Consider the following 25,380-nt stretch of genomic DNA (forward strand, 5'->3'; position numbering starts at 1 on the left):
ATCCTGCTACCCCGGGTGGTGCGCGACAGCGCCATCGTGGCCTACCGCAACCTGCTCACCATCCTGCGCGTGCCCACCCTGCTGGTGACCGCCACCATCCAGCCGCTGATGTTCGTGTTCCTGTTCGCCTACATCTTCGGGGCGTCGCTGGGCGGCAGCCAGTACCGGGAGTTCCTGCTCGCCGGAATCTTCACGCAGACAGTCGCTTTCAACGCCGCCTTCACCACCGTCGGATTGGCCAACGACCTGCACAAGGGCATCATCGACCGGATGCGGACGCTGCCCATGTCGCGGCTGGCGGTGCTGATGGGACGCACCCTGTCGGATCTGGTGGTCAATATCCTGGCGCTGGCCGTCATGGTCGGGTGCGGGTATGTGGTGGGCTGGCGCATCAACGGCGGCGTCGTGAACGCGGTGCTGGCGTTCGCGGTGATCCTGCTGTTCGCCTTCGCCATGTCCTGGGTGGGTGCGATCACCGGGCTCATGTCGCCGAGTGTCGAGGTGGCCCAGAGTGCCGGGCTCATCTGGCTTTTCCCGCTGACCTTCATCTCGTCGGCGTTCATCTCCAGCGAGACGCTGCCGGGACCGCTGAAGACGGTCGCGGCATGGAATCCGATCACCGCGGTGTCGGCGGCCGGGCGCAAACTGTTCGACAACGGGTCGCCGCCGTCGTTCAAGCCTGCCACCGGCTGGCCCGCCGATCACTGTGTCGAATACTCGATCTACTGCTCGCTGGCGATTCTCGCCATCGCGGTGCCGGTGGCGGTGCTGCAATACCGGAAGGTGGCCAGTCACTGACGAGTGTTCCTGTGAGTTAACGCATTTCGAGGTGCTCCACGATAACTTGATCAAGTCGAGTGGGCCGCCGCGGCGGCCCTGATCCAAGGAGACACCATCACTACTTCGAAGCGTCTGGCCGCCGTGGCGAGTTGCGCGGCGGCGGTCGCGCTGCTGGCGGGCTGCAACGACAACACCACCGTCGCGACGCCGTCCGCCACCCCGTCCGTCGGCGCGGCATCGACGACCACGCCTGCCCCGGCGAGCAGTGCCGCACCCGCGTCCGGGCAGCAGGGCACCGGGTCGGGCGGCGGCATCGATCTCACGGTGAGCGTTCCGGGCTCGACCGCCATCAAGCTGGACGGTGACGCAATCGCGTTCGACTTCACGCTGACCAATCAGTCGGCCACCGCCACCAGTCAGGCGGTCGGCGTGGTCGCCGCCATGGGCCATTGCAGCTGCGCGCCGGGCGGCGCGAAGCTCAGTCCGCAGGGCACGATGCAGCTGCTCGACCCGAGCAGCAACACTTGGAAACCGGTGACATTCGTGCGCGAGGGGACCGGGATGGACTACCTCCTGGAACCCGTCATCCCGTCGACCACGCTGGCTCCCGGCCAAGCCACCACCTACCACATGAAGGTGGCACTCAACCAGGATCCGCAGGTGCACTACACCGCCGGGACCAGCGCGATCACCGTGACCCTCGAGGTGCCCGGCAAGTCGCTCAAGTCCCTGGGAAGCGCGACGGTTCCCGTCACCGTCCAGCCGTGAGCGGTTCGGGCAGTGCCCCCAGCTGCCCGAGCATGCTCAACACGTCGAAAGAGCCACGGAATTCGGTGATCCGGCCGTCGCGGACGCGATAGAACACGACGCCGGGCACCGCCACCGTGCGGCCGGTCGCCGGAATGCCCTGGAACTCGCCGCGCTGGGTGCCGTGCCCGGTCCAGCGTTCGGCCACCCGATCGTCCTCGGCCACAAGCTCTTCCAGCGTCGAATGCCAATCGGGGAAGGCGGCGCGGAGGGCGGCGTTGAACTGCTTCAAGCCCTCGATGCCGCCGACCTCGGGGGAGTGGATGACGACGTCGGCGGCCATCAGCTCATCGGCGGCCGACAGCTTTCCGGCACTCCAGAATTCGTCGACGAAGCGCTGCACCAGCGCCTTGTTCTGCTCGGACATGATCGCTCCTCGAATCGGGGTCGGTCCGCCGGTGCGGGCCCGTGCAGTCACTGTGCGCCGCGACGACCGCGGGCGATATTCCAGAAAAGTGGTATCCCGGCAGCGGTCACTCGGTCGTAGCCTTGATCCGTGGGGATGAACCGGTCGGCGGATCGGGCACAGCGAGACATCGTGCGGCTGTGCCATTCCGGGTTGGACGCGCGCACCGTGCTGAGCGAATCGCTCGCCGCCCTACGCACGGCGATCCCGATTGCCGCGTATTGGGCGGCCACCACCGACCCGGCCACCGTGCTGTTCACCGGCTCGGTCATCGACGCGATTCCGGAATCGGCCACCCCGCTGTTCCTGGCGAACGAGTTCCTCGACTCCGACGTGAACCGGTTCCGGGTGCTGGCGACCGCGGCCGACCCGATCCGCTCGCTGTTCGACGCCACCCACGGCAGCCCGGACAGCAGCGTCCGCTACCGCGACATCCTCGCGCCGCTCGGGATGGGCGACGAACTGCGGGCGGCGCTGCGGGTCGGCGACAGTTGCTGGGGCGTGCTGTGCCTGCATCGCGAACCCTCACCGCTGGGCTTCCGTGCCGAGGAGATCGGCTACCTGCACGGTGTCGCGGCGCATCTGGCCGAGGGCTTGCGCGCGGCCGTGCTACTGGCGGATCTGGCGGCCCCCGACGGCCATCCGGCCCCGGGACTGCTGCTGCTCGACGACACCGCGGCCGTGCTGGCGATGACCCCCGAGGCGCGGACCCTGCTGGCCGAGGTCGCCGATCAGCCCCCGCGCGCGGAGCTGCCGCAGGCGATCGTCGCGGTGGCGATGCGGCTGCGCAGCCTCGAACACGACCCGAATTCGCCGGTGGTGCCGCGGATTCGGCTGCGTACCCGCGCGGGCCGCTGGTTGGTGGCCCATGCGTCGCGACTGCACACCGTGCCCGACGCCGACCCGACCGGGCCCATCGCCGTGATCCTCGAGCCCGCCCGCGCCCCGGAGATCGCGCCGCTCAAGCTGGCCGCCTTCCCACTGACCCCGCGTGAACAGCAGATCGCGGCGCTGGTGCTGGCGGGCCGTTCGACGCGGGAGATCGCCGACCTGCTGGTGGTGTCACCGTTCACCGTTCAGCAGCATCTGAAGTCGATCTTCGAGAAGTCCGGGGTACGTAGCCGCCGCGAACTCGTCGCCAATCTGCTTGCCGCCCACTACGGCTCGCCGTGACCCGCCACGCCGCCTGCCACCGACGCCGCTCGCTGTCACCCCGCACGAGGTGACCCGGCACGACATGACCCGGCACGCGAAAGGTCCCCCGCACCCAATGGTGCGGGGGACCTTTCTCGTCTGTGCTGTCGCTCAGCCGCGGCGGCGGCTCTTGATCAGCTCCATGCGCTCCTGCAGCAGCTCCTCGAGCTCTTCCTTGCTGCGGCGCTCGAGCAGCATGTCCCAGTGGGTGCGCGGCGGCTTGACCTTCTTGGGCTCCTGGGTGGTGCCCTCCATCAAGATGCCTTCCTGGCCGTTCTTGCACAGCCAGGTGGGCGGGATTTCGGCGTCGTCGGCGAAGGGAACGTTGAATTCCTCACCGTTGTCGGTGCGGTACTTCGCCATCCGGCGCGGCGCCAGGTCGTGGTCGCGGTCGGTCTCGTAGCTCACCGCTCCGAGTCGAGACCCCCGGAGTACGCGATCTGCCATGAGTGCGGTCCCTTCTCGCCTGTCGGCACTGTTCTACAGCTCTGTCGAGTTACTACAGCACTGTCGTTCAACAACTGTTTCTGCGTCTGCGCTACGTCTATCCAACGCAGACGCGCACGTATGGGTTCCCGTGGGGAGAACCCTGCCATCCTACTCGTCCGGCCGGGTCGGTTTGCTGCGGCGTGCCCTTCCGCCCGGTCGCGCCCGTCAACCGCTAATGTTGCGGACCATGTCTCGACGCGTGCTGTCCTGCTGCCAGTGGTGCGGGCGGGAGATCGCCGAATCGGAGATCGGACGCCGCCGACGGTATTGCCGTCAATCATGTCGCCAGCGCGCGTACGAACATCGAAACAGCGTGAAGGGCACCGGTATTCCCGACGATTCGGTGGTACTGAGTGCCCAGGAGGTGTCCGATCTGTCGGACCGGTGGTTCGCTGCGCGCTGTGCGGCCGAGGATGTCGCCACCGCGGTCTCCGAAGGGGCGGAGATGATCGAACTCGCCGATCTCACCGCGACATTGGTGGCCTTGACGCGTGAGGCCGAGCGGCTGCGCTGACGGCGGCATGGCGGCCGGGACGACGGTCGCGCACGCTCAGCGCGTACACCAGGCCGATACCGGCGGCGGTGACGGCGGCGACAACGCCGAGGGCGGTGAGGGTTTCACCGTCGGGCCGGGTCACCGGCTGCCCGCGCAGCGCCTGCCACATCAGGAGCGCCACCAAGCCGGTGTAGCCGAGCGCGAGCACGCCGATCACCCGGGTGCGGGCGGCCTCGGTGCGCAGCCAGGACACGGTCGGGGCGAAACGGGTCAGCACGACGGCGGCGACGATGAGCAGCTGAATGCCGTGCAGGCCCGCGAAATGCGCGATCCGCATATCGCCGCCCGCCGTCGACCAGTGCGTCACCGGCATGCCCGCGACACCGTCGCGCGTCTCGGGTTGTCCGTTCACGAAGGTGTGGCCCGCGCCGAGGGTGACCGGGTGACCGTAGGCATCGGTGGTCTTCTGCTCGCCGCTGAAGCCCATCGTGTAACCGAGCGCCATGCCGAAGACCGCGATGCCGAGGCCCGTGCGAATGGCCATCGACGTGGGGCGGTCGGTGACGCGCTGCCACGAAAGGGTCACCGCGATCGCGAGATTCGCCAGGAACAGACCTGGCACTCCGGACATGAAGACGTACTGGCCGATGGTGTTGACCGCGTCGTGCTGCTCGTTGAAGTGGCTGAACGTGCCGCGTGCGGCCTGCACCACGATGAACCCGACGTCCACGACGGCCGCGGTGGCGAATGCGGTGCCCAGCCACCAGGTCAGTCGCTGCCCGCGATGCGGGAACGACAGCAGCCAGGCCAGGGTGCCGCTGTAAAGGGTGAAGGCGATGGCGAACTTCAGCGGTTTGAGCCAGACCGATTCACCCAGCAGCATCCGGTCGTCGAATGCCATGGCGCACAGGGAGAAAACGGCCAGCGCGGCCATGCCGACGGTGGTGGTCAGCAGCGGGCGGTGCCAGCGGCGGGCGGGGGCCGGGCGGGCGGGTGACGCGAGCGACGGGCGATCGAGCGTGGTCATGACGCTGACGCTAGGAGTCGATTGCCGTGCGCCACGTCCCCCGACGGTGGGTCCGGCACGTAGTACCCGGGTATGAGAACGGCCCCGGCGGTAGTAGCCGGGGCCGTCCTCTTCGAGCGCGAACGCCGTTGTTGCGCAAGCCGATCCGTACGCCCCTCATCGGCGTTCGGAGCAAGATGGTGGGTCAGTCGGCCGGTGCGCCGACATCCATGCCGCGCCCGGCGAGCCAGGGCAGCGGGTCGATGGCCGTGTCACCGGCGTGCACCTCGTAGTGCAGGTGCGGGCCGGTGGAGTAGCCGCGATTGCCGACGGTGGCGAGCACGTCGCCCGCCTTCAGCTGCTGGCCGACCTGGACCAGGATGTCCTGCATGTGGCCGTAGACGCCGATGGTGCCGTCGTCCTGCATGACCCGCACCCACAGGCCGAAGCCCGACGCCGGGCCCGCCTCGATGACGGTGCCGTCGGTGACCGCGCGGATCGGCGTGCCGAAGCCGTCGCCGAAGTCGATGCCGGCGTGCATGGCGCCCCAGCGGACGCCGAAGCCCGAGGTGAGCGGACCGGCGACCGGGCGCACGGTCTTGGGGCGGTTCTGCTCGGCGTGCAGACCGGCGAGGAAGTCGAGCACGGGCTGCGGCACGACCTGCGGCATCTGCGCCTCGCGCGGAGTGAACGCGGTGAAGGGCGCGTCGGATTCGAGGGCGGCGTTGGCGACGGAGCTACCGGTCAGGGTGCCGTCCGTGTGCGGGTCGGCGGCCGCGAGCGCGGTCAGCGAGGCGCCGACGACGACGGAGACGGCCGCGGCGCGGGTGGCGGCCGTTCGGTACCGGCCGGCTCCGCGCAGTCGAGATAACGGAACGGTTACGGGCATGACTCGAACGTACGAGGTGGCGGTGTCCCGCCCGAAATCGCGTTGTGACCGTCACGTTGGTACAAAAAGGCGTCGGAACAGGAACGACACTGTCGTAATTCCGTTGTGACGGGGACGGACGCGGGCGCTGCTGTATTGACCCGGCCGTGGCCTGCGGGCAATCTATTTAAGTGGTCGCTAATGGAGTGAAGGTGTTGAGCGCGCTCGCCGACGACACTCGACGCGCGCTCTTCGAAGCACTGCCGCAGGGGGCGAAATCGGTTGGCGAGCTGGCCGAGGCCCTCGGGGTCACCAGTTCGGCGGTCTCGCAGCATCTGAAGGTGCTGCGCGAAGCGCGGCTCGTGATGATGCGGCCCGACGGCAACCGCCGTCTGTACTCCCTGGACCCGCGCGGGCTGGCCGATGCGCGCGACTACCTCGAACAGTTCTGGCCCAGTGCGCTGGCGGCGTATTCGGCGGCGTTGTCGACCGCTCGCGAGGATCAGCCGAGCTAGCCGTCGTGGAAGGTCCGGCCGACAGCAGCGCGAGATACGGTGTCGGCGTGGGTACGTCCGTCGCAGTCGAACCGCAGCGCCGGGCCGCGCTACCGGGGTGGTCGGTTCCTTTCGTGTTCATTGCGGGCGGTGTCTCGCAGTATCTGGGCGCGGCGATCGGCGTGCATCTGTTCTCTACCGTCGAACCCGCGACTGTCGCGTGGCTGCGTGCCGCCGCGGCTGGGGTGGCCTTGCTGGCGTGGCGGCGGCCGTGGCGGGTGGCTTGGACGCGGCGGACGGTTTTGGTTGCCACCGGGTTCGGTGTCGTCACCCTGGGCATGAATATCGCGTTCTATGAAGCGATCGCGCGGATTCCGCTCGGTACGGCGGTCGCCATCGAATTCCTGGGACCCGTCGCGGTGGCTACGCTCGGTTCCCGGCGGTTGCGCGATTTCGCGGCTGTCGTTTTGGTGATCGCGGGTGTGTTCCTGCTGGCGGGAGTGTCCTCCGACGCGCGCCCGCTCGGTGTCGGGTTCGCTCTGCTGGCCGCGGCGATGTGGGCGGGCTACATCCTGCTGGGCAAGCAGGTGGCCGATGCCGGATCCGGTCTCGATGCGTTGGCCGTCGGCATGGCCGCTGCCGCGCTGCTGCTGGCCCCGATTCTGGTGAGCAGCCAATTGGTGCTGGACGCAACGGCTTTCGCCGACCCGGACACCTGGCTGCTGGGCGTCGGTGTAGGGGTGCTGTCGAGCGCGGTGCCTTACGCCCTCGACCAGTTGGTGCTGCGCACGGTCGGCCGTGCCCGTTTTGCCCTGTTACTTGCCCTGCTTCCGGCGACCGCCGCCGTCATCGGCGCGATCGCCCTGTCGCAGCGTCCCTCGGGTCCGGAGCTCGGCGGTATCGCCCTTGTCATGGCGGCCCTGACGCTGTCTGCGATACAGCGGGATTCGACCCCTTAGCGGGTCAGGCCCGCGACAGCACCGCCACCAGGAAGTCGGATTCCGCGCCGAAGGGCCGCAGATCCCAGGTCGACAGCAGTACCTCTTCGGTGAGCCCGGACTGCTCGGCGTCGTCCAGGAATTCGGAGAACTCGTAGCCGCGATCGGCCCCGAACCCCACGACCACCCGTCCGCCGGGCGCGAGATGCCGGGCGAATCCGCCGAGTACGGCCTGCCGCGTCGACGGCGCCAGGAACGTCACCACATTGCCCGCGCACACGATCACATCGAACCCGTCGGCGATTCCTCGTCCCGGCAGGTCGAGTTCGGCGAGATCCCCGACCAACCACGTCGGCCCGGGATAGTCCTGCTCGGCCGCCGCGATCAACACCGGATCCACATCCACCCCGACCACCACGTGACCGACCCCGTGCAGATATCCGCCCACCCGCCCGGCCCCACACCCCGCGTCCAGCACCCGGCTTCCGCGCGCGAGCATCGCGTCGATCAGGCGCGCCTCCCCGACAATGTCGGCCCCGTCGGCGGCCAGGTTCCGAAACCGCTCGGCATACCGGGTCGAATGCGTCGGATCGGCCGCGACGATCTCCTCCCACTGGCTGGGCGTACGTCCGCTCATGGACTGTTCCTCCTCGCTCGGTGGTCTCCGGCAACCACTGTGCCACCCCGGCACCCACACCCGATCACGGGCACTCGACCGCCACCCGATCCGCGGCGTCGAGCATCTGCCGCCCCACCGGCTGCAGCCCGATCTCGGTGCACACCAGCCCGGTCGAGACCCGTTCGACCACACCCCACTGCCAAATGGCGCGAATATCGAGCCCGGTCCGCCGAGCCAGCCGCCCCGCCCGCACCCACGGCCCCTCGGCCATCAACTCCAGCGGATCCTCCCGCATCAGAACGCCGAGATCATATTCGGGCTCGATGATCAGCCCATCGGGATCAACGAGCGAGAATCCGTCGCCATCCTCGAGCAAATTCCACTGATGAACATCCCCATGCACCAACACCGCCCGCGAATCATCATGCGCCGCAACCCGTTCCGCAGCACACCCCAATGCCTGCTCCACGGCCCGCTCGGAACACGGCCGCCCGAGCTCCTCCCACTTGGCGGCAATGAGCCCCGCCAACCCCCGCCCCTTGTCAACACCTGTCGGCAGCCCACTGTCCGCCGCATGCCGCCACACCCGCATCGCAGTGGCACACAACACTTCCTCCCGCGCCCGATAACCCCACCCCAGCCGATCCAACGACCGCCCCAACCGCGGCAACAACAACGCCCCACATTCCTCGTCGACCCGCAAAGGCCGCACACACCCGTCCCCATCGACCAGCCGCAAGGCCGTGATCTCATGCCGCTCACTGCGATCAGCGCGCGGCACGAGCACCTTCACCACGGCCCGCGTCCCATCCGCACAAACCGCCTCGGCCACAAACGCTTCCGTCCCCGCCTCGAACGCCCTGCCAACGCTGACCGCCCACTCCTCCTCGAGCCGCGCAACCGTCTCCGGCAACCGCTCCAACCACTCACCGGCCCCAACCGCCCGAGCCGTCGCCCGCACCGGGCCAGGAACTAGATTCACATCCCGAATCGTCACGGGGACACAGCGTCCGCGCCAGCGAATATCGCGTGATGGGTCGATTCCGGTGTGGCTTACGCGCTTCCCGTCGAGGGAGAACTGTGGTTTCCGCAATCTACCGGCTGGGGTGTCTGGATCGGAGCTCCGAGCGGTGCGGGTTGGACGGTGACAGTCATGGTTGGAGCACTGGACCCAACTCCGACCTGAAGGGTGTGCACGCCCGCGGAAGTCGGTATCCACGTCGCGGCCAAAACTTCCACGTCGGATCCGGCGGGGCCATCACTGAAGCAACGCCCGTTGTCGTAGAAGTACCAGTAGGCGGGCCCAGCGCTGGACCCGGACGCCCACCCGGACGAAGGCCCGCTCGCAATCCCGTCCGTCCCGGAGGCGAGCATGTTCCGCTCCAGCCGATAACTGGTCCCCACCTGCAACTGCGCGGGATTCCCCCCGATCGACAGCACCGAGGCGGCCGACGCAGGGGCCGCCGCGAGCCCCACAACCGCACTCCCGGCCACCAAAGCCTGTGCAGTCCAACCGATTCGCCCCAAAGCACGGCCCATTGCCATATGTCCCTCCCGATCCGCCGCCCCGCGCCTCCGCGAGATCACGCGAAGGCTAACCCGGGCCCTCTGTGAAATGTCGCGTTTTCATAGTTTGTGGATGCGGATCGACAGGAACCAGAATCGCACTGTCGTAGGCATATAGGGGGTTCGGATAGGTTCGGGTACACCGTTGGTGATCGAGGCTGCCGTCAACGGGCCGACGTCGAAGCAAGCCAATCCCCATGTGCCACGCACGATCGAGGAGATCGTCGCGACGACCCTCAGCTGTGTCGAGGCGGGCGCGGGCATCGTGCACAACCACAACGACGAGCCGAACGTCGGTGAGCCGAGCATGCATTCGGCCGATCCTCACGAAACGGCATGGAGGGAGATCTGGGGGTCGGCATCGATGATGTCGCCCTGACACTCTGGGGCTAAAGCCGCTGGGCGTTTCCTGGTTCTCGTCGCCGAGAGCGGCGCTGCATCGTCCGATAACCTGGCGGTGTGTTCATGGTCCGGATTGTTGCGGTGAGGGTGCCTGAGCGGATGCTGTCGGTGTTCGTTCGGAACGCGCAGTTGTGGAAGTTCCTGATTGTCGGTGGGATTGCGTTCGTTACGACGACGGTGCTGTTCTTCGGGCTGAAGTGGACTGTGCTGCATGGCAAACCGTTGACGGCGAACATTCTGGCCACGTTGGTTGCGACGGTCGTGTCCTATGTGCTCAACCGGGAATGGGCCTTCACCGATCGTGGCGGCCGCCAGAGCAGGCACGAAGCGGCACTGTTCTTTCTGGTCGCGGCCATCGGGATGGGGATCACGCAGCTGCCGTTGGCAGTGTCGAGTTATGTGTTCCAGCTGCGGACTCCGCACGTCTCGCTCCTGGTGGAGAACATCGCCGACTTCATCAGCGCAACGGTGATCGGCACCCTGCTCGCCACTGCCTTCCGCTGGTGGGCCATGCGCAAATTCGTCTTCCCCCACCCCATCTCGCCGGAGCTCGAACACGTCGAACCCGTTCGGTCGAAGGACTAGGAGCCCCACGTCGCCATGGCATGCATCCGCCACGAAGTCGTGATCAACGCGGCCCCGCAACGGATTTGGGATGTGATCCGTGATGTCGGTGCCGTTCACGAGCGTTTGCTGCCCGGCCGCGTGACCGACACTCGCATCGACGGAACACGGCGGCTTCTGACCTTCCCGGACGGGCATGTGATCGAGGAGTTGATCGTCGCCATCGATGAGGAGTCGTGGCGGCTGGCCTATTCCGTGGTGCAGGGTTCCAGGCCCGCACTGGACTACCACCATGCCTCGTTCGAGGTCCGCGACGAGGGTGACCGAGGCCGCCTGATCTGGACCACCGATCTCCTCCCCGACACCCTCGCCCCGGAGATCCGAATCCGCACTCAGATCGGCATCGCCGAGATGAAGAAGGCCATCGAGGCAGCCACTCCGACCGATCGGCAAAGCTAGTCGAAGCGGAGAATCAGTCCGTCCGGGATCGGTTCCCAGTTGGTTCCGTCCGTGGATTGAGTGTTGTCGTCGACATCGACCAGGTGGATTCCATCGGCGGACTGGATTGTGAGGATGCGTCCGGTTTCGTCGAGAGTCATGGCGTGGCCGACGTTGTACAGCTCGCCGGAGTAGGCGGTGAGCCCGAAGTCGGAGTCGAGGTCGGTCAGGTAGAGCGGTTCGAGGCGGGTGGGCGGTTGCTGGCCCGGCTTCCGGACGTGCCATCGCAGTTCCCCCTTGTACAGCCACGCCAGCACGCCGCGTCGATGCCAGACAAGGGCGTCGGGCACGAATTCCTCGTCGTGGTCACGGTTTTCGAGCCCCCACTCGAAGGCGATGAGCTGCCATTGTTGGTCGTCGGCGAGTTGTAGCACCATGACGATGCCCTGCCGACTGCCGGTCGAAGCGCCGTCGTCGTGCATCGGCTGCCCGGTGTTGAGTGCGAGGACCAATTGGTCGTTGCCGAAAAACTCGGCGTTGGTCCAGTTCTCGAAGCAATAGACGTCGGGGAGGGCAGCCCGGGCGGTCCGCGTGTGCAGGACGCCGCCGGTGAATCGCCAACGGCCGTCGGGGGATACGGCGTCGACACCGGCGCTGGGGTTCGCCGACGTCAATGTCACGTCGTACCTACGCCCGGGATGGTCGTGAAAGCGGCGGACCACGGGCTGCCGACGCAGGGCCAACACCCAGTCATCGAACAACAGGCCACTATTGGGGTACCAGGTGCTGTTGACGTCGATATTTCGTTCGGCGAAGCCCTTGGCATCGAACACCAGGGCCGTCGATATCCGATGCCAATATGGTCCGGGCTCTTGCCATCCCGTCCCGAGGTCGGTGCGTACTTTGATTCTCCGGGACAGGCTGAACATGTACGCGGGAATCGACTGGTTTTCCCGGTAGCTCGAGGTGCGATAACCCTGTAAGACCATTGCGTCGGAACCGGGCTCGTCGGCCAATGTGTGGATCGGGATCTCCGAGAAACGCTTCGCCGAAGCCAATAGCTCTCGCAGGCTTGTTCGCTCGGAATCTTTCGACTCCAGCAATTGCCTGAACTCGGCGACCGCCTCGGCATACGAAACCGAGCGCATCATCTCCCGCTGTTGGTCTTTCGCAGGATCCTCCCCGAACCACTTCACGACGCGATCGTATTCACGGTCCCGCTTTGGTCCTCTTCCGGCCCAGTTCAGCCGACGCGGCGGTAGGACTGTTGGGAGCGGCGGTCGAGGTTGGTGCCGGGCCAGGGGCGTTTGCGGAGTTGCTTGTCGACGGCGTTGATTACTTCGGGGACACCGATTTTCAGGAGGCCGGGGTCGGGGGTGGGGGCGTCGGGGTTGCCGGTTTGGCCTGCCCAGAGGACGGCGTGGCGGCCGAGGAGGTGTGGGGGCGGGCCTGAGCGGGAGGGCGGGTTGGGGCCGAAGAGCAGGACGGTGCGGGTGCCGAAGGCGGTGGCTAGGTGGGCTACGCCGGTGTCGCCGCAGACGACTAGGGCGGCTTCGGCGACGGTGGCGGCCAGTTCGATGAGGTTTTGCTGGCCGGCGAGGACGCGGGCGGGGGACAGGCCTGCGCGCGCGGCGACACCGAGGGCGGTTTCGCGTTCGGATTCGTCTCCGGTGAGCACGACTTCGCGACCCTGCACGAGCAGGTGGCGGACCACCGCGGCGAAACGGTCGGGGGGCCAGCGGCGGGCGGGCGCGCCCGCGCCGATGTGCACCAGAACCGCGTCGCGATGACTGGTCGCGGCGACCGGCGGAACCAGACCGAGGTTGCGGGGGTCGGCGGCGATGCCGTCGAATTCGAGCAGATGGCACCAGCGGTCGACGTCGTGCATCTCCGGCTTCCAGTCGGGGCCGGGTAGATCCGGGAAGGCCGAATTGCGGTAGGTGAGGATCCGTTCGGGATGGGTACGCACCAGTTCGACGATGCCTTCGGCGCCGCCGTTGAGGTTGACCGCGAGCGCGGGTTTCTCGCCGTCCCAACGTAACCCGATGGGGTCGGTGACGGGCACCATCTCGTCGACGGAGGCGATCAGGTCGACGATCGGTTTCAGGCGATGGGAGGCGGCGAGGGCGATGTGGTCGTCGGGTCGGGCCCGGCGCAGCGCGCGCAACGCGGGAACCGCGGTGAGCAGATCACCGAGCCCGCGTGCTCGCAGCACTAGTACAACCGCCACCTTTATCTCCTAGCCGGCCACGCTGCCCACGACGCAAGACTCCCCACCGGACACCGCAGAGAGCCAATGAGTGAGGACTACCCGGCCTGTTGAAGCGTGAAACCAGGGGAACCGGTCGTGACGACGCCGAATCCGTTTTGTACTACCGGCTGTCGTTGTCGGGTGGTGATCGATTACCGTGTCCAGTCATGACCTTCGTCTACAACCTTGTGGTGACGGCGCACCTGCTCGGAATGGCGGCGGTGGTCGGCGGGTATGTCGCCTCCCGGCCGCGGGTGTCCGAGCTGATGGTGTGGGGTGCGCGCGCACAGATCGTGACCGGTGTGGTGCTGCTGGGGATGGCCGAGTCGATCCATTCGCTGGGCAAGGACCCGAACATGGCGAAGATGATCGTGAAGCTGGTGGTGGCTGTACTGGTGGCGGCGTTCGCGGAAATGGGGCGCGCGGACGCCAAGCGGGGCAAGGAGGTGGCGTGGATGACCGACGCCGCGGGCGGGCTGGCCATCCTGAACGTCCTGATCGCCGCATTGTGGAAGTGAACGTGTCCGAAACCGGGCGCGTCGCACTGCGATAGCGAGAGCAAGAGTCGAAACACGATGCCGCACACGGCGCATGACTGCGCAGTGTGCGGCATTTGTCGTATGTCAGCCGTGGTGAGCCAGCGGGAGTTCGCGCGCGGTGTGGCGGGCGAGGTTCTTGGTGAGCTCGGCGGCGACCACGGCGTGCCCGGCCATGGTCAGGTGGATGCGGTCCGCGGAGAGCCAGTCGGCGCGCAATCGGGCGGGGTGGTCCCAGAATTCGGTGAGGATGGCGTCGTGGCGGTGCGCGACCCGGCGCATGGTGTCGGCGAATCCGGCGAAGAGCGGACGCAGCGGAGCCATGCGGCCGGTGAAGGCGTCGGCGAGGGTGAACAGCGACAGCCGTGCACCCGTCGCGGCCACCCGGGCACACAGCTCGTCGAGGGCGGACTCCACGTCGGAGAGGGCGGCGTCGCGCAGGAACAGGTCGTTGCCGCCGCAGGTGATGTGGACCAGATCGGGATGGAACGCCTCCAGTGCGGGGAGTTGTCCTGCGCTGACGTCAGCGATGACCGCGCCCTCGACTCCGGTGTTGAGGTAGTCGGTGTGGGGATGTGCGGCCAGCAGCCAGCGCGCCAATCGGTCTGCCCAGGGCACGTTTTCGTAGCCGGGCCACGGGTCGCCGGTGCCCGCGGCGGTCGAGTCGCCGATGACCGCGAAACGCCGCCAGGGCACATCGCGCAGCAGGGCGGCCGCGGCCGCGTCGGACAGGGTGAAGGGATCGGTGGATTCGATGCGCTCGCTCATGCGGGTGTCTCCTGGGTGCGGGTGGGCAGGGCAGCGAGGACGGCCGCGGCGACCGCGATGACGGCGCACACGGCGAACAAGGTGTGGAAGGCGGTCAGAGGCTGGGTGGGGTGGGCGGCGAACACGGCGGCCAGTACCGCCACGCCGAGCGCGCCCCCGGATTGCCGGGCGGTCAGATTCATGCCGACGCCGGCTGCGAACCGTTGCGGCGGAAGGGATCTGGCGGCGGTGGTGCCGAGCACGGTGATGAGCAACCCGATGCCCCCGCCGCCGAGAATCCCGGCCGGAACCCACGCCTTCCACAGGGCGGGCGTGCCATCCCAGACCCCGGTGCTCATATAAAGGGTGGAGGCGGCGAACATGACCGCGCCCAACACTCCCAGCCACCGCTGCCATCCGATGGGTGCGCGTCCGGCGGCGACCGCGGTGACCATGGAGGCGATCGCCCCAACCGTCATGGCCCCTGCCGACTTCAGCACCGAGTAGTGCCACATGGTGTCGAGCCACAACGGCCCGGCCAGCAGCCAGGCGAACATGGTCGCGCCGAACACGAACGCGACGGCATTGACCTGCGCGTAGGAACGGCTGCGCCACAACGACACCGCGATCGCCGGACGTGGATGCCGCCGCGACCGCCACAGCGCCAAGGCGAGCATGGCAAGCCCGCCCAGCCCACAGCCCAGCGTGCGCCAGTCACCCCATCCCCACTGCTGGCCCTGCGTCACCCCGGCCACGACCGCGCCGATACCCAAGCCGGTCGCGGCGGTGCCCAGCAGATCGGGCAGTCCGTGCAGCTGCCGCTGATCGCCACGAATCATCCGCAGCCCGGCTGCGATGAGCGCGGCCGCGATCGGCACGTTGATGACGAACACCGAACGCCACCCGAACCAATCCACCAGTGCCCCACCGACAGCCGGGCCGACGGTGGCGGCGAATCCACCCGCCGCGGTCCAGGCCGCCATGGCGACACCGATGCGCTGTGGCGGTGTGACGCTCAAAACCAGGCCCAGACCTGCGGGAATCAGGAAAGCGGCCGTCGCGCCCTGGAGGAAGCGTCCGGCGATGAGCCAATCCGCCCCGGGTGCGAGCGCGCACAACAGCGAGGTGAGTGCGAATCCGGCCAGCGCACTGAGAAATACCCGCCCGCGCCCGAGCGCGTCGGCCAACTGACCGGCAGGGGTGAGCAAGGCGGCGAACGCGACCGCATAACCGCTCACGATCCAGGTGAGGGTGGTCGGCGCGGTCGCGGGGAAGTCTCGGGTGATCGCAGGAAAGGCGATGTTCACTACCGATAGATCGAGGAAGGACATGAAGGCCGCCCCCGAAGCAACTACCAGGGCCAGTCGCGCGGAACCGGTGTTGGCCGCTGTGGGCGTGGATGCGGTTGTGGCCGAGGTGGATTCGGAAGTCGGAGCGTCGGTTGGGAGGGGTGCGGTGTGCGGCTGAACGGGGTCGGGAGGTGCGGGTTGGGGGTGGGTGGTCTCGGTCATCGGCGTGCTCTCTGCGTTGGGTTGGATCTCGCGTCGAATCGGAATCAAAGTGAACGCACGATCGTTCGTATTGTTGAAAAGTACGACCGATCGTGCGTTTATGCAACCCGGTGGTGCGAAGATGGAGAGGTGGACGAACCGGTGCAGCCTGGCGAGCAGGAGATTTCCGATCAGCGATTGCTCAAGGGCGCGCGGGCCCGGGCGACGATCGCTCGGCATGCCGCCGAGGTGGCGTCGGTGGAGGGGCTGACCGGGTTGAGTCTGGGGCGGCTGGCGGGGGACCTCGGGGTCAGCAAGTCCGGGGTGGCGACGCTGTTCGGGACTAAAGAGAAGTTGCAGCTGGCCGCGGTGCAGTCGGCGCGAGAGATGTTCATCGACATCGTGATCCGCCCCGCCTACGACCGGGAACGGGGGATGCCGCGATTGCGGGCCATCGTCGAGAACTGGTTCGTCTATATCGGCGAGCCGATGCTGCCGGGTGGTTGTTTCCGCGGTCAGAGCGTCCCCGAGTTCGACAGCCGCCCGGGTCCGGTGCGCGACGCGCTCGCCGCCGACCGTGACGACTGGTTCTCGGTGCTGGAGAAGGAGATCGGCCGTGCTCAGGAACAGGGTTATCTACCGGGGGCGGATCCGCATGCGGTGGCCTTCCAGCTCGACGCCATCGTCAGCGCCGCGAACACCGCCACCCGCATGGGTGATGAGACCGCGCTGACCTTGGCGCGCACCCTCGTCGACAGCTTGCTCGCCGCGAAGGGCTGACGACGCCGCGCTGCGGCGCGTCATGCAATTCTGCATCGGGTGCGTGAATGCAGTTCGGTCACAGTCGGTTTCACGTGGAGCAATTCGCCAGCGTGTCCTATGCCGGGCGTGGCGCGTACATGATGAGCGCGACGCCGGCCAGGCACACCAGCGCGCCGGTGACGTCCCAGCGGTCGGGTCGGAAGCCGTCGAAAACCATTGCCCACAACAGGGATCCGGCTACGAACACGCCACCGTAGGCGGCGAGGATCCGCCCGAAGTGGGCGTCGGGCTGCAGGGTGGCGACGAACCCATAGAACCCGAGCGCCACCACGCCCGCGCCCATCCACGCCCAGCCGCGATGCTCGCGCACCCCTTGCCAGATCAGCCATGCCCCACCGATTTCGGCGACGGCCGCCAGCCCGAACAGCAGGATCGATCGCAGTACGGTCATGATCGACACCCTAAGGTCCGCACCCGCATCACGCCTGCCCGCCATCCCGCACCCGCGCCGATCACGCCACTTCCCGGGCCGATCACGCTGCTTCGCCCAGGGTGATTGCGCAGTCTCGCCTGGGCTGATCGCTCTGCTTCGCTCAGGCCAATTGCCCTGTCGCGCCCGGGCTGATCGGCTCGTCGAGCCGGGGCTGATCGGCCCGGGACGCCCCGGTTGGACCGCTACCACTTGCGATCCGACCGGTCGCCCTCAGCGTTAGGTTCCCGACCCCTCGAACAGTTGCTGACCGAGGTAGCCGCCTGGCCCGGGTACCCCGGGCGGAATGGCGAACACGGCAGACCCGACCGGGATCGTCCACTGGTTGAGCGCGTCGAATTCGGCCAAACGCTGCTGCACCGGCAGATATTGGGCGTCGATGTCGCGCTGGAACGATGCGAACAGCAACCCCGAGTTGGAGACGTGTCCGGGGGCGGGTGCGTCGTCGTAGTTGTAGCCGCGGCGTAGGAACCGTTCCCCGTCGTGCGCGTGGTGGGCGCGGGCGATGTGGGAGGACGGCGGGATCTTCGGGATCCCGTACTGATCGACGGCCGCGAAATCGGGTTCGTCGAATTCCGTTGTGCCCGAGAGCGGTGCGCCTTCGGCGACGGTGCGGCCGACGGTGATGGCGCGCCCGTCGGCGTCGAGTTCGTCCCAGGTTTCGAGGTTCATGGCAATGCGCCGCAACACCATCGAGGTGCCCCCGGCCAGCCACGGCCGCGCGGCCCCGTCATCCCACACCAGGCGATCGAAATCGAGGGTGTCGGGGGCGATGTTGACGGTGCCGTCGACCGAGCCCATGAGGTTGCGCATGGTCTGTCCGCGTGCGGCATTGCGGAATCCGCGCTGCACCCAGCGCACCGAGACCAGCGATTTCACGTGCTTGGACAGCACGCGCACGGCATGCGAGACCGTGGTGGCCTCGTCGGCGCAGACCTGCACGATCAGGTCCCCGTCGCACCAGGCGGGGTCGAGTTTGTCGATGGTGAACGGCGGCAACGCTTTCAGCCAGGCAGGGCGCTGCGCCTCGAGCCCGGCGACGGTGAACAGTCGCGGCCCGAACCCGACGGTGACGGTGAGTCGAGCCGGACGCGCGGCCAATTCCGGTTCGGTATCGGCGAGGGCGGGCGCGCCGCGAGTGAGACGCACGGCGTCGTCGGTCCAGATCTTGAGCAAACCGATGACATCGTCGCGGCCGGTCCCGGGTGCCAGGTCGTAGGCAACGAACGCCGCGTGCAACGGCGGCTCGGTGGCGATTCCGGCCTGATGAGCGCCATAGAACTCGACCATGTCCAGGCCGGGATCGCGGTCGTGTGCGCGGTGCCCGACCGTCGCCGCACCCCAGCCGAGCCCGGCGGCCCCGGCCGCGCCCGCCACGACGGCCGAGCCGCCGAGCAGTCGCCGCCGGGACAGCGCCGGGTGCGGTGCGCGGGGGTCAGCCACCGTGGGTGGCGTTGTCGCCGGAGGGCTGATAGTTCTCCTTGCCGCCCGCGAAGTCGCGCACCTGCGCGGTGACGGTGGTGGTGGATCCGTCGGAGAAGGTCAGCGTGATGGGGGTTTCCGAGCCGGTGCGCAGCGGCGCCTTCAGGCCCATGAACATGAGGTGGTCGCCACCGGGCTGCAGGGTCGCCTTGCCGTGCGCGGGGATGACCAGGCCACCGGGCTTGGGGCGCATGGTCTTCTCGCCCGCGCCGTCGGGGGCCGTCTCGTGGATTTCCACGGTCGCCGAGGCCGGGCTGGTGGCGGCCACCAGGTTGACCGGCTTGTCGGAGTTGTTGGTGAAGGTGCCGAACGCGGCGGACATGCCGCTGTCGGCGGCCTTGATCCACTGATCGGACAGGCTGACCGCGGCGGCGGCCTTGGTGTTGCCGTCGGAGGCGGTCTGCGAGTTGGAGCAGGCGACGGGCAGCAGCGCGAGGGTGGCGATGGCGGCGGCCGCGCCGAGCCGGCGGGCGAATCCGCCGGTGCGCAGGCGGAAGGAGTGGCAGCGGGGCATCTGGGACATGGGAGGTCTCCATCTGTCGATGAGGGGGCGCATCCGGACCGGTCGGCACAGCGCGGTTGGCACAGCGAAACCTGGTGTGCGCGGCGCAGTGTCGAGCGCAGCGCGCAGTGACCACATCGGAGGTCGGGCGGCGCCGCGGTGTCAGGCCGGAGCGAAGAAGAAAGAGGGTGCGGCGAGCGCGGGTGGGCCGCGGCGGCCGATACCCGGACTGACCAGCAGCCGGTGCGCTTCCGCACGATCGTCACACGTCAGCGCGCGGCCATTGGCAGCCGGGGCCGCGGGAGTGGACACGAGCGCCAGGATGAACCGTCGCACACTGGTGACGGCCCGGCGCAGTCCCGCCTCGGCGGCGCGAATAACGAACGCGCCCACCGGGATCGCGATCAGGTGCGCGGCCAGCATCGAAGGGGAAGCCAGATGATGGTGGTGGCCCGGCGTCATCGACAGCGTCGAATGCCCGACCGACTGGCCGACAGCCAGCAATGCCATCGTTCCGGCGAGCCCGTAGCGCGGCCGCAGCGAAGCCACGACGACCCCGATGAGCGTGCAGGCCGCCAGCAGTAATGTCAGCGATGAGGTATCCGGTGCGGCCGTGCCGCCACCGAGTCCGTGTGCGAGCATCGCCACCGCCCCCGAGGATGCGCCGACCGCGGCGCCACGCAGGCGCGCGGTGTGATCGGTCGGTGAGCGCACCCGGACATGCTACGACGTCGTGTCGGAGAGAATGTTTCCAGGTGGTATGACCGGCCGCGATGCGGTGAGTGACCGGCGTCTCCACAGGATCTTCACATTCGGCGCGAACCATCTCCACGGCGGTTGCCTAATGTCAGCGGCATGGAAACCAGTCCGAGGAGCCCGCGCCGGATCCTGGTGGTCGAGGATGAACCGACCATCGCCGAATCCATTGCCGCCCGGCTGCGCGCGGAGGGATACGCGGTCGACCTGGCGCACGACGGGCCCGCCGCGGTCGAGGCCGAGGCGGCCGGGGACCCGGACCTGGTGGTGCTGGACGTGATGCTGCCCGGCTTCGACGGGCTCGAAGTGTGTAGGCGCATCCAGGCGCGACGGCCGGTGCCGGTGCTCATGCTGACCGCCCGCACCGACGAGACCGACATGCTGGTCGGGCTCGGGGTCGGCGCGGACGACTACCTGACCAAACCGTTCTCCATGCGGGTGCTCACCGCCCGCGTGCACGCCCTGCTGCGGCGGGTCGAGCGCAGTGCCGCGCCCGGCGCGACTCTCGTCGTCGGTGACCTACGCATCGACACCGATCAGCGCCGCGTATGGCGGGCTGAATCCGAAACCCAGCTCACCCCACTGGAATTCGAACTACTGGTGCATCTCGCGCGTCGTCCGCGCACGGTGCTGGCCCGCGAACGACTACTCAGCGAGATCTGGGGCTGGGCCGACGCCTCGGGCACCCGCGCGGTCGACTCGCACATCAAGGCGTTGCGCCGCAAGCTCGGCGCGGACCTGATCCGCACCGTGCACGGGGTCGGTTACGCGCTGGAGGCGCGATGAGTGCCCCCGATACGACGATCCCCGCGGATACCGTGAGAAGCGGGTCGATGCTGCGGGCGATCGGGAATCGGGTGGCGGCGTGGATGCCGCGGCCGTTGGATCGGGTGCCGTGGATCAAGCTGAAGTTGGCGATTCTGCTGGTGGGGTCGGGGGCGGTGGCGTTCGGGTTCTTCGCCTATCAGATCGGGTGGTTGCCGCAGAAGACCACGTTGGCGGCCACGGTGCTGGCGTTGGTGCTCTCACAGGTGCTCGCGCACGGGATGACGTTGCCGTTGCGGGAGATGACCGCGGCGGCCAAAGGCATGGCGCAGGGGGATTATTCGCGCCGGGTGCGGGCCACGTCTCGGGACGAGGTGGGGCAGTTGGCGGTGGCGTTCAATCAGATGGCCGCCGATCTTGCCGCGGCCGATCAACAGCGGCGCGAGTTCATTGCCAATGTGTCGCACGAATTGCGCACGCCCATCACGGCATTGGGGGCGGTGCTGGAGAACCTGGTCGACGGGGTCGCTCAGCCCGATCCCGCCACCCTGCGCACGGCGCTGGCGCAGACCGAGCGGCTGAGCGCGCTGGTGTCGGAGTTGCTGGCGCTCTCGAGCGTGGAAGCCGGTGCGGTGTCGCTGGATCGGGAGACCATCCCGGTCGCGCCGCTGCTGGACGAGGTGGTCGCGGAGGCGAAGGTGATGGCAGCCGCGGTCGGACGCCCGGTGCGGTTCACCGTCACGGTCGCGCCCGGCCTGAGCGTGCATGCCGACAGTGCCCGCCTGCACCAGGTGCTGCTCAACCTGCTCGACAACGCCACCCGCCACGGTCCCGCCCACGGCGAGGTGCGGCTACGCGCGTACACCGAGCGCGGCCACACCGTCCTCGAAGTCGCCGACGACGGCCCCGGCATCCCGGTCGCCGAACGCGCCCGCGTCTTCGAACGTTTCACCCGCGGCGGCCGGGCCAGCACCGGCGGCACCGGCCTGGGCCTGGCCATCGCCCGCTGGATCGTCGACCTGCACGGCGGCACCATCGCTGTCGCCGACCCGGGCTCCCGCATCCGCGTCACTCTCCCCACTTCCTGACTCACACCCACCCCGTCACCCGGCGCGCCTCGCGCTCCCGGGACGGTCCCGCACACCTACCGGAGGCTCCGCCATGCCCGAAAACCCTGACCCACAGCCCGAAAACCCGGAACCCAGACCGGGAGATCCCACCGCTGCGACCGAGAAGCCCGCCCCGGTAACTCCCGATCCGGTATTCGTGCAAGATTCGGCACCCGTGCCCGGATCGGCGCCGGTCGGCTGGGGGGACGTGCAGCCCACACCGGGAAGTCTTGCGGGGCGGCCGGACTCCTCGTCGGCGGTCGGCTCGCAGACGCCGTACGCCGGGTATCTCGCACAGCGGTCGGATACGCGGCCTGCCAGGCGCGCGCCCTACCCGATTGCGTCTGTCCCGCACGATGTTCCGTCGCGTGCGGAGCTGGTGCCGTTGCCGGGCGGGCTGCTGGCGGCGACCGTCGGCACCGGTGTGGCCGCCGCGGTGCTGGTGCCCATCGACCGGCCGGGCGTGGGTTGGCTGGCGGCTGGGCTGACGGTCACGGGTGCGGTGTACGCGGTCGATCGCGCTGCTCGCCGCCGGGTGGCGACGTCCGCGCGGCAGCAGAGCGAGTCCGGATCGGCTACCGCCGCGACGAGTTCGGCCGACAGGCAAGACGGTGCGCGGGAGGAGCAGCGCGGTGGTGTGACGACCGCGGTGCGCCCGGTCGACGAGGACGCTGCCGATTCGCGCCGGGTGCCTTGGGGTCGGATCTGGTGGGCCGCACTGGCTTTGGCCCTGCTTGGCGTGGGGACGGTGCGGGATGCCGGGTGGCTGTTCGTGCTGTGCGCGGTCGGGGCGGTGGTGGCCGGGTCGCTGGCGGTGGTGCCGCGGTCGGTGCACGGGCTGTGGTTCGACGCGTTGGCGGTGCCGTTCGCGGCGGTGATCTCGCCGCCGTGGCTGTATCGGGCAATGCAGCGCGCCCGGGGGCGCATGGGCGGCGGGTCGCAGCGGGTGTGGTGGTCGGTGGCGGTGGCCGCGGGGCTGCTGGTGATCATGGTGCCGTTGCTGTCCGGGGCGGATGCGGTGTTCGCGGGACTGGTGGACGGGTTGCTGCCGCACATCGATGTGCCCGCGGTGGTGCGCTGGGGCGTGGTGTTCGTGATCGCCGGGGCGGGGACGGCGGGAGCGTTGTATCTGCTGGCCGGGCCGCCGCCGGGGCATGCCGAGGACGGGGTGGGGATCGAGTACGGCTCCGATGTCGAGGACAGCGCCGATGACGCGGACAGTGCCGACCACGCCGACAGCGCCGATGACGACGCGGACGACGACTATCTCGCGGCGGGAGATCCGTTGGGGTGGATGGGGATTCGCCGCTTCTCCCCGTTGGAGTGGGGAATCCCGGTGGGGGCGTTGAGTATCGTGTTCGTGGCGTTTGTCGGCACCCAGATCGCCGTATTGTTCGGCGGCGACGGGTATGTGCAGCGGACGGCCGCGCTGACCTATGCGGAGTACGCGCGCGGCGGGTTCTGGCAATTGTCGATCGTGAGCATGCTGACGCTGGCGGTGATCGGCGCGGTGCTGCGGTTCGCGCGGCAGAGTTCCCCGGATGAGCGTCGTTGGCTGCGGGTGGCGGTCGCGGTGGTGTGCGGGCTGACCCTGGTGATCGTGGCCTCGGCGCTGCATCGCATGTGGCTCTACCAGCAGGCCTACGGGTTCACGGTGATGCGGCTGCTGGTGGAGGTGTTCGAGGGCTGGATCGCGCTGGTCTACGTGCTGGTGCTGGCCAGCCTGGTGCGGTTGCGGCGCGACTGGGTGCCGCGCGCGGCCGTCGGCGCGGCAGTGGTGACGCTGCTGGGTTTGGCGGTGCTGAACCCGGAAGGCTTTGTGGCCGAACGCAATATCGACCGTTGGCAGTCGGGCAGGAGCCTCGACACCGACTACCTGAGCAAGCTGTCGGCCGATGTGCTGCCCGCCGCCGACCGTCTGCCCGACCCGCAACGCGCCGCCATCGCGAACGTCATCCGTGCCCGCCTGTCGGACGATCCGTGGCAGGGCTGGAATTACGCGCGCGCCACGGCCGGTCACTGAGCCGGTGTCAGGAGGCGAACGTAACCGGGGACCAGGTGTGGCCGCCGTCCTGGGTAGTGAGCATTTCGGTCGCGTAGTTGGTGCCGCCGGGCTTGACCATGATTACGAATCCGGTGGTGTCGGTGGAGAACTCGGAGTCGAACACCTCCCAGTCCTTGGTCGGGGCGGTGTAGGTGGTGCTCCATGTTTCACCGCCGTCGGCCGAAAGCAGTAGCCGGTTGTCGAGGCTCACGACCAGATGGGTGGCATCGATAGCGGTGAGCGTGGTGTGGGCGGTGAGTTCCGGTGCGAGCTGGCTGATTTCGGTGAAGGTCGCGCCGCCGTCGGTAGACGTCAGCAGCCGGGTGGTCGCTGGATCCTCGGAGTCGGGGCCGAAGCGGCCGCACAGGGCGAACAGCCGCCGCTCCGACAGGGCCGTCCAGTCGGCGGGGCCGTTACCGCCGCACGGCAATTTCCAAGTGCTCCAGACGCCGTCGACGAGGCGGGATCCGGATTGGGTGCGGTTGTAGACGACCAGCCGGGCTCGTGAACCGACCACGGTGACGCTGGGCATCGGCTTGGGGCCGCCGCCGGAGCTGACGGGGACTTCGGAGGTCTCGCCCCAGGATTCGTGGTCGAGGGGGCTGCTGTAGAGGACCACATCGCGGCCCGGGTCGACGGTGGTGAGATAGACGGTGTCGTCGGTCCATGTCACCGACCAGTCGCCGGTGATCCCGGGGTCGACCGGCTTCCAGGTGGTCCCGCCGTCGTGGGTGGCGAACAATGCGTTCTTCGCCTGGATCCAGCCGTTGCGGGAATCGGTGTAGTGCAACCACGTCGGCTTGGTCCCGGCGTCGTGCAAGGGCGCGGGCAGTGGTGCGGGCTGCCAGGTCGCGCCGCCGTCGGTGGTGTGACGCAGTTGTAGGCAGTACTGGACCGTGCACGGGTAGCCGCGGCCGAGCAGCCAGCCTTCGGTGGCGGAGACGAAGGAGAGCGTGTCGGGTTGGAAGCCCACCGGGTCCGGTGTGGCGGCGAGGGTCGGTGGCGCAAGCGTGGTCGTGGTGGCCGGAGCCGACTGTGACGTGGTGGCGGCCGCCTGTGAGCCGGTGTCCGAGTCCGGGCCGCTGTCACCGGGTTTGATGGTGAGCGCCGCGACCACCCCCGCCGCCAGGACCGGTACTCCGACTCCGACGACTCCGGCCAGCACGACCGGATTCCGCAACCCCACCGGCCCGGACTCCCTTCCATGAACTCCGCGGGCGAGTGTCCCGGACGGATCACCCGGGCGGCCCTGCGGCACAACGGGATCGAGTATGCCCGGTGATGGCGCGGCGCGCTCACCCGGCTCCGTCACGGTGGCGGGGTCACCGGCCGGGCTTCGGCACCCGGGCTCCGGCACAGGGCTCGTGCCGGATTTGCCC

Annotated in this window: 29 protein-coding genes; 14 read left to right on the plus strand and 15 right to left on the minus strand. The window is 68.5% G+C overall.

Annotated features, from left to right (window positions below; translation table 11 throughout):
- Positions 1–15: 15 nt before the first annotated feature.
- On the plus strand, positions 16–798 hold the full coding sequence (locus tag ACYVN4_RS24170; RefSeq protein WP_460724668.1) for an ABC transporter permease: 783 nt from the start codon (positions 16–18) through the stop codon (positions 796–798).
- Between the two features lie 123 nt (positions 799–921).
- Positions 922–1,548 carry a hypothetical protein gene (locus ACYVN4_RS24175; RefSeq protein WP_460724272.1) on the plus strand — a complete coding sequence of 209 codons (627 nt, stop codon included), beginning with the start codon at positions 922–924 and terminating at the stop codon, positions 1,546–1,548.
- Here ACYVN4_RS24175 and ACYVN4_RS24180 read toward each other — a convergent pair.
- Positions 1,532–1,954: an ester cyclase gene (locus tag ACYVN4_RS24180; RefSeq protein WP_460724273.1), complete on the minus strand. Its 423-nt coding sequence runs from the start codon at positions 1,952–1,954 to the stop codon at positions 1,532–1,534. The genes ACYVN4_RS24175 and ACYVN4_RS24180 overlap by 17 nt on opposite strands.
- A 135-nt stretch (positions 1,955–2,089) precedes the next feature.
- Between ACYVN4_RS24180 and ACYVN4_RS24185 the strand changes: the two genes are divergently transcribed.
- Positions 2,090–3,166 (plus strand): response regulator transcription factor, encoded by a 1,077-nt coding sequence (locus ACYVN4_RS24185; protein WP_460724669.1) that lies wholly within the window; start codon positions 2,090–2,092, stop codon positions 3,164–3,166.
- Between the two features lie 132 nt (positions 3,167–3,298).
- On the opposite strand, the gene ACYVN4_RS24190 is transcribed toward ACYVN4_RS24185, so the two are convergent.
- Positions 3,299–3,634 (minus strand): RNA polymerase-binding protein RbpA, encoded by a 336-nt coding sequence (locus tag ACYVN4_RS24190; protein WP_460724274.1) that lies wholly within the window; start codon positions 3,632–3,634, stop codon positions 3,299–3,301.
- 229 nt (positions 3,635–3,863) lie between these two features.
- Between ACYVN4_RS24190 and ACYVN4_RS24195 the strand changes: the two genes are divergently transcribed.
- Positions 3,864–4,190, plus strand: coding sequence for a hypothetical protein (locus ACYVN4_RS24195; protein WP_379352315.1), 327 nt, complete (start codon positions 3,864–3,866; stop codon positions 4,188–4,190).
- Here the strand turns inward: ACYVN4_RS24195 and ACYVN4_RS24200 are convergent.
- Complete coding sequence (locus ACYVN4_RS24200) at positions 4,141–5,199, minus strand: hypothetical protein (protein WP_460724275.1); 1,059 nt, start codon at positions 5,197–5,199, stop codon at positions 4,141–4,143. The genes ACYVN4_RS24195 and ACYVN4_RS24200 overlap by 50 nt on opposite strands.
- A gap of 184 nt (positions 5,200–5,383) precedes the next feature.
- The gene (locus tag ACYVN4_RS24205; protein WP_460724276.1) at positions 5,384–6,067 is read right to left on the minus strand and encodes a M23 family metallopeptidase; all 684 of its coding nucleotides are present in this window, start codon (positions 6,065–6,067) and stop codon (positions 5,384–5,386) included.
- A 170-nt stretch (positions 6,068–6,237) separates the two neighbouring features.
- On the opposite strand from ACYVN4_RS24205, the gene ACYVN4_RS24210 reads away from it, so the two are divergent.
- Positions 6,238–6,561 carry an ArsR/SmtB family transcription factor gene (locus ACYVN4_RS24210; RefSeq protein WP_460724277.1) on the plus strand — a complete coding sequence of 108 codons (324 nt, stop codon included), beginning with the start codon at positions 6,238–6,240 and terminating at the stop codon, positions 6,559–6,561.
- 47 nt (positions 6,562–6,608) lie between these two features.
- Positions 6,609–7,499 carry an EamA family transporter gene (locus tag ACYVN4_RS24215; RefSeq protein ID WP_460724278.1) on the plus strand — a complete coding sequence of 297 codons (891 nt, stop codon included), beginning with the start codon at positions 6,609–6,611 and terminating at the stop codon, positions 7,497–7,499.
- Positions 7,500–7,503: 4 nt separating this feature from the next.
- Here ACYVN4_RS24215 and ACYVN4_RS24220 read toward each other — a convergent pair whose 3' ends face one another.
- Together ACYVN4_RS24220 and ACYVN4_RS24225 are read right to left on the minus strand one after the other, a co-directional pair.
- Positions 7,504–8,115, minus strand: coding sequence for a methyltransferase domain-containing protein (locus ACYVN4_RS24220; RefSeq protein WP_460724279.1), 612 nt, complete (start codon positions 8,113–8,115; stop codon positions 7,504–7,506).
- A 64-nt stretch (positions 8,116–8,179) separates the two neighbouring features.
- Complete coding sequence (locus tag ACYVN4_RS24225) at positions 8,180–9,079, minus strand: aminoglycoside phosphotransferase family protein (protein ID WP_460724280.1); 900 nt, start codon at positions 9,077–9,079, stop codon at positions 8,180–8,182.
- Between the two features lie 732 nt (positions 9,080–9,811).
- On the opposite strand from ACYVN4_RS24225, the gene ACYVN4_RS24230 reads away from it, so the two are divergent.
- The 3 genes from ACYVN4_RS24230 to ACYVN4_RS24240 all read left to right on the plus strand — a co-directional run bounded on the left by ACYVN4_RS24230 (position 9,812) and on the right by ACYVN4_RS24240 (position 11,088).
- On the plus strand, positions 9,812–10,042 hold the full coding sequence (locus tag ACYVN4_RS24230) for a 3-keto-5-aminohexanoate cleavage protein (protein WP_460724670.1): 231 nt from the start codon (positions 9,812–9,814) through the stop codon (positions 10,040–10,042).
- A gap of 122 nt (positions 10,043–10,164) precedes the next feature.
- Positions 10,165–10,650 (plus strand): GtrA family protein, encoded by a 486-nt coding sequence (locus tag ACYVN4_RS24235; RefSeq protein WP_460724671.1) that lies wholly within the window; start codon positions 10,165–10,167, stop codon positions 10,648–10,650.
- A gap of 15 nt (positions 10,651–10,665) precedes the next feature.
- On the plus strand, positions 10,666–11,088 hold the full coding sequence (locus tag ACYVN4_RS24240; RefSeq protein ID WP_460724281.1) for an SRPBCC family protein: 423 nt from the start codon (positions 10,666–10,668) through the stop codon (positions 11,086–11,088).
- Here the strand turns inward: ACYVN4_RS24240 and ACYVN4_RS24245 are convergent.
- Positions 11,085–11,900 (minus strand): hypothetical protein, encoded by an 816-nt coding sequence (locus tag ACYVN4_RS24245; RefSeq protein ID WP_460724282.1) that lies wholly within the window; start codon positions 11,898–11,900, stop codon positions 11,085–11,087. The two genes, ACYVN4_RS24240 and ACYVN4_RS24245, sit on opposite strands and share 4 nt — an antisense overlap.
- A gap of 410 nt (positions 11,901–12,310) precedes the next feature.
- Complete coding sequence (locus ACYVN4_RS24250; protein WP_460724283.1) at positions 12,311–13,297, minus strand: glycosyltransferase family 9 protein; 987 nt, start codon at positions 13,295–13,297, stop codon at positions 12,311–12,313.
- Positions 13,298–13,485: 188 nt separating this feature from the next.
- Here ACYVN4_RS24250 and ACYVN4_RS24255 point away from each other — a divergent pair, with 188 nt between their 5' ends.
- Complete coding sequence (locus ACYVN4_RS24255; protein ID WP_452402838.1) at positions 13,486–13,836, plus strand: hypothetical protein; 351 nt, start codon at positions 13,486–13,488, stop codon at positions 13,834–13,836.
- Positions 13,837–13,941: 105 nt separating this feature from the next.
- On the opposite strand, the gene ACYVN4_RS24260 is transcribed toward ACYVN4_RS24255, so the two are convergent.
- Together ACYVN4_RS24260 and ACYVN4_RS24265 are read right to left on the minus strand one after the other, a co-directional pair.
- Positions 13,942–14,622, minus strand: a complete 681-nt coding sequence (locus ACYVN4_RS24260) for an SGNH/GDSL hydrolase family protein (RefSeq protein ID WP_460724284.1) — start codon at positions 14,620–14,622, stop codon at positions 13,942–13,944.
- Complete coding sequence (locus ACYVN4_RS24265) at positions 14,619–16,112, minus strand: MFS transporter (protein ID WP_460724285.1); 1,494 nt, start codon at positions 16,110–16,112, stop codon at positions 14,619–14,621. The genes ACYVN4_RS24260 and ACYVN4_RS24265 overlap by 4 nt, the downstream gene beginning before the upstream one ends.
- Before the next feature lie 129 nt (positions 16,113–16,241).
- Here ACYVN4_RS24265 and ACYVN4_RS24270 point away from each other — a divergent pair, with 129 nt between their 5' ends.
- A complete protein-coding gene (locus tag ACYVN4_RS24270) occupies positions 16,242–16,871 on the plus strand; it encodes a TetR/AcrR family transcriptional regulator (RefSeq protein ID WP_460724286.1) in 630 nt (209 codons plus the stop codon).
- Between the two features lie 97 nt (positions 16,872–16,968).
- Here ACYVN4_RS24270 and ACYVN4_RS24275 read toward each other — a convergent pair whose 3' ends face one another.
- The 4 genes from ACYVN4_RS24275 to ACYVN4_RS24290 all read right to left on the minus strand — a co-directional run bounded on the left by ACYVN4_RS24275 (position 16,969) and on the right by ACYVN4_RS24290 (position 20,041).
- Positions 16,969–17,304 (minus strand): YnfA family protein, encoded by a 336-nt coding sequence (locus ACYVN4_RS24275; protein ID WP_379352299.1) that lies wholly within the window; start codon positions 17,302–17,304, stop codon positions 16,969–16,971.
- A gap of 258 nt (positions 17,305–17,562) precedes the next feature.
- Positions 17,563–18,786, minus strand: coding sequence for a Dyp-type peroxidase (locus ACYVN4_RS24280; protein ID WP_460724287.1), 1,224 nt, complete (start codon positions 18,784–18,786; stop codon positions 17,563–17,565).
- Positions 18,779–19,348 (minus strand): copper chaperone PCu(A)C, encoded by a 570-nt coding sequence (locus ACYVN4_RS24285; protein WP_460724288.1) that lies wholly within the window; start codon positions 19,346–19,348, stop codon positions 18,779–18,781. Before ACYVN4_RS24285 ends, ACYVN4_RS24280 begins: the two co-directional genes overlap by 8 nt.
- A gap of 141 nt (positions 19,349–19,489) precedes the next feature.
- Entirely contained in the window at positions 19,490–20,041 is a 552-nt protein-coding gene (locus tag ACYVN4_RS24290; protein ID WP_460724289.1) for a hypothetical protein, read from the minus strand.
- A 141-nt stretch (positions 20,042–20,182) separates the two neighbouring features.
- Here ACYVN4_RS24290 and ACYVN4_RS24295 point away from each other — a divergent pair, with 141 nt between their 5' ends.
- The 3 genes from ACYVN4_RS24295 to ACYVN4_RS24305 all read left to right on the plus strand — a co-directional run bounded on the left by ACYVN4_RS24295 (position 20,183) and on the right by ACYVN4_RS24305 (position 23,980).
- The gene (locus tag ACYVN4_RS24295; protein ID WP_460724290.1) at positions 20,183–20,869 is read left to right on the plus strand and encodes a response regulator; all 687 of its coding nucleotides are present in this window, start codon (positions 20,183–20,185) and stop codon (positions 20,867–20,869) included.
- A 47-nt stretch (positions 20,870–20,916) separates the two neighbouring features.
- The gene (locus ACYVN4_RS24300) at positions 20,917–21,936 is read left to right on the plus strand and encodes a HAMP domain-containing sensor histidine kinase (protein WP_460724672.1); all 1,020 of its coding nucleotides are present in this window, start codon (positions 20,917–20,919) and stop codon (positions 21,934–21,936) included.
- A 196-nt stretch (positions 21,937–22,132) separates the two neighbouring features.
- Positions 22,133–23,980, plus strand: a complete 1,848-nt coding sequence (locus tag ACYVN4_RS24305) for a DUF4153 domain-containing protein (RefSeq protein WP_460724291.1) — start codon at positions 22,133–22,135, stop codon at positions 23,978–23,980.
- A gap of 7 nt (positions 23,981–23,987) precedes the next feature.
- On the opposite strand, the gene ACYVN4_RS24310 is transcribed toward ACYVN4_RS24305, so the two are convergent.
- Positions 23,988–25,187, minus strand: a complete 1,200-nt coding sequence (locus ACYVN4_RS24310) for a WD40/YVTN/BNR-like repeat-containing protein (protein WP_460724292.1) — start codon at positions 25,185–25,187, stop codon at positions 23,988–23,990.
- Positions 25,188–25,380 lie beyond the last annotated feature (193 nt).

This window comes from Nocardia heshunensis (assembly GCF_054782115.1).

Excerpts from the sequence above, each read along its gene's own strand:
- ACYVN4_RS24205 (WP_460724276.1), bottom strand. The coding sequence starts at position 6,067 with ATGCCCGTAACCGTTCCGTTATCTCGACTGCGCGGAGCCGGCCGGTAC.
- ACYVN4_RS24300 (WP_460724672.1), top strand. The coding sequence starts at position 20,917 with ATGCTGCGGGCGATCGGGAATCGGGTGGCGGCGTGGATGCCGCGGCCG.
- ACYVN4_RS24255 (WP_452402838.1), top strand. The coding sequence starts at position 13,486 with ATGACCTTCGTCTACAACCTTGTGGTGACGGCGCACCTGCTCGGAATG.
- ACYVN4_RS24190 (WP_460724274.1), bottom strand. The coding sequence starts at position 3,634 with ATGGCAGATCGCGTACTCCGGGGGTCTCGACTCGGAGCGGTGAGCTAC.
- ACYVN4_RS24240 (WP_460724281.1), top strand. The coding sequence starts at position 10,666 with ATGGCATGCATCCGCCACGAAGTCGTGATCAACGCGGCCCCGCAACGG.
- ACYVN4_RS24260 (WP_460724284.1), bottom strand. The coding sequence starts at position 14,622 with ATGAGCGAGCGCATCGAATCCACCGATCCCTTCACCCTGTCCGACGCG.
- ACYVN4_RS24285 (WP_460724288.1), bottom strand. The coding sequence starts at position 19,348 with ATGTCCCAGATGCCCCGCTGCCACTCCTTCCGCCTGCGCACCGGCGGA.
- ACYVN4_RS24220 (WP_460724279.1), bottom strand. The coding sequence starts at position 8,115 with ATGAGCGGACGTACGCCCAGCCAGTGGGAGGAGATCGTCGCGGCCGAT.
- ACYVN4_RS24180 (WP_460724273.1), bottom strand. The coding sequence starts at position 1,954 with ATGTCCGAGCAGAACAAGGCGCTGGTGCAGCGCTTCGTCGACGAATTC.
- ACYVN4_RS24275 (WP_379352299.1), bottom strand. The coding sequence starts at position 17,304 with ATGACCGTACTGCGATCGATCCTGCTGTTCGGGCTGGCGGCCGTCGCC.
- ACYVN4_RS24235 (WP_460724671.1), top strand. The coding sequence starts at position 10,165 with ATGCTGTCGGTGTTCGTTCGGAACGCGCAGTTGTGGAAGTTCCTGATT.
- ACYVN4_RS24185 (WP_460724669.1), top strand. The coding sequence starts at position 2,090 with ATGAACCGGTCGGCGGATCGGGCACAGCGAGACATCGTGCGGCTGTGC.
- ACYVN4_RS24195 (WP_379352315.1), top strand. The coding sequence starts at position 3,864 with ATGTCTCGACGCGTGCTGTCCTGCTGCCAGTGGTGCGGGCGGGAGATC.
- ACYVN4_RS24265 (WP_460724285.1), bottom strand. The coding sequence starts at position 16,112 with ATGACCGAGACCACCCACCCCCAACCCGCACCTCCCGACCCCGTTCAG.
- ACYVN4_RS24200 (WP_460724275.1), bottom strand. The coding sequence starts at position 5,199 with ATGACCACGCTCGATCGCCCGTCGCTCGCGTCACCCGCCCGCCCGGCC.
- ACYVN4_RS24295 (WP_460724290.1), top strand. The coding sequence starts at position 20,183 with ATGGAAACCAGTCCGAGGAGCCCGCGCCGGATCCTGGTGGTCGAGGAT.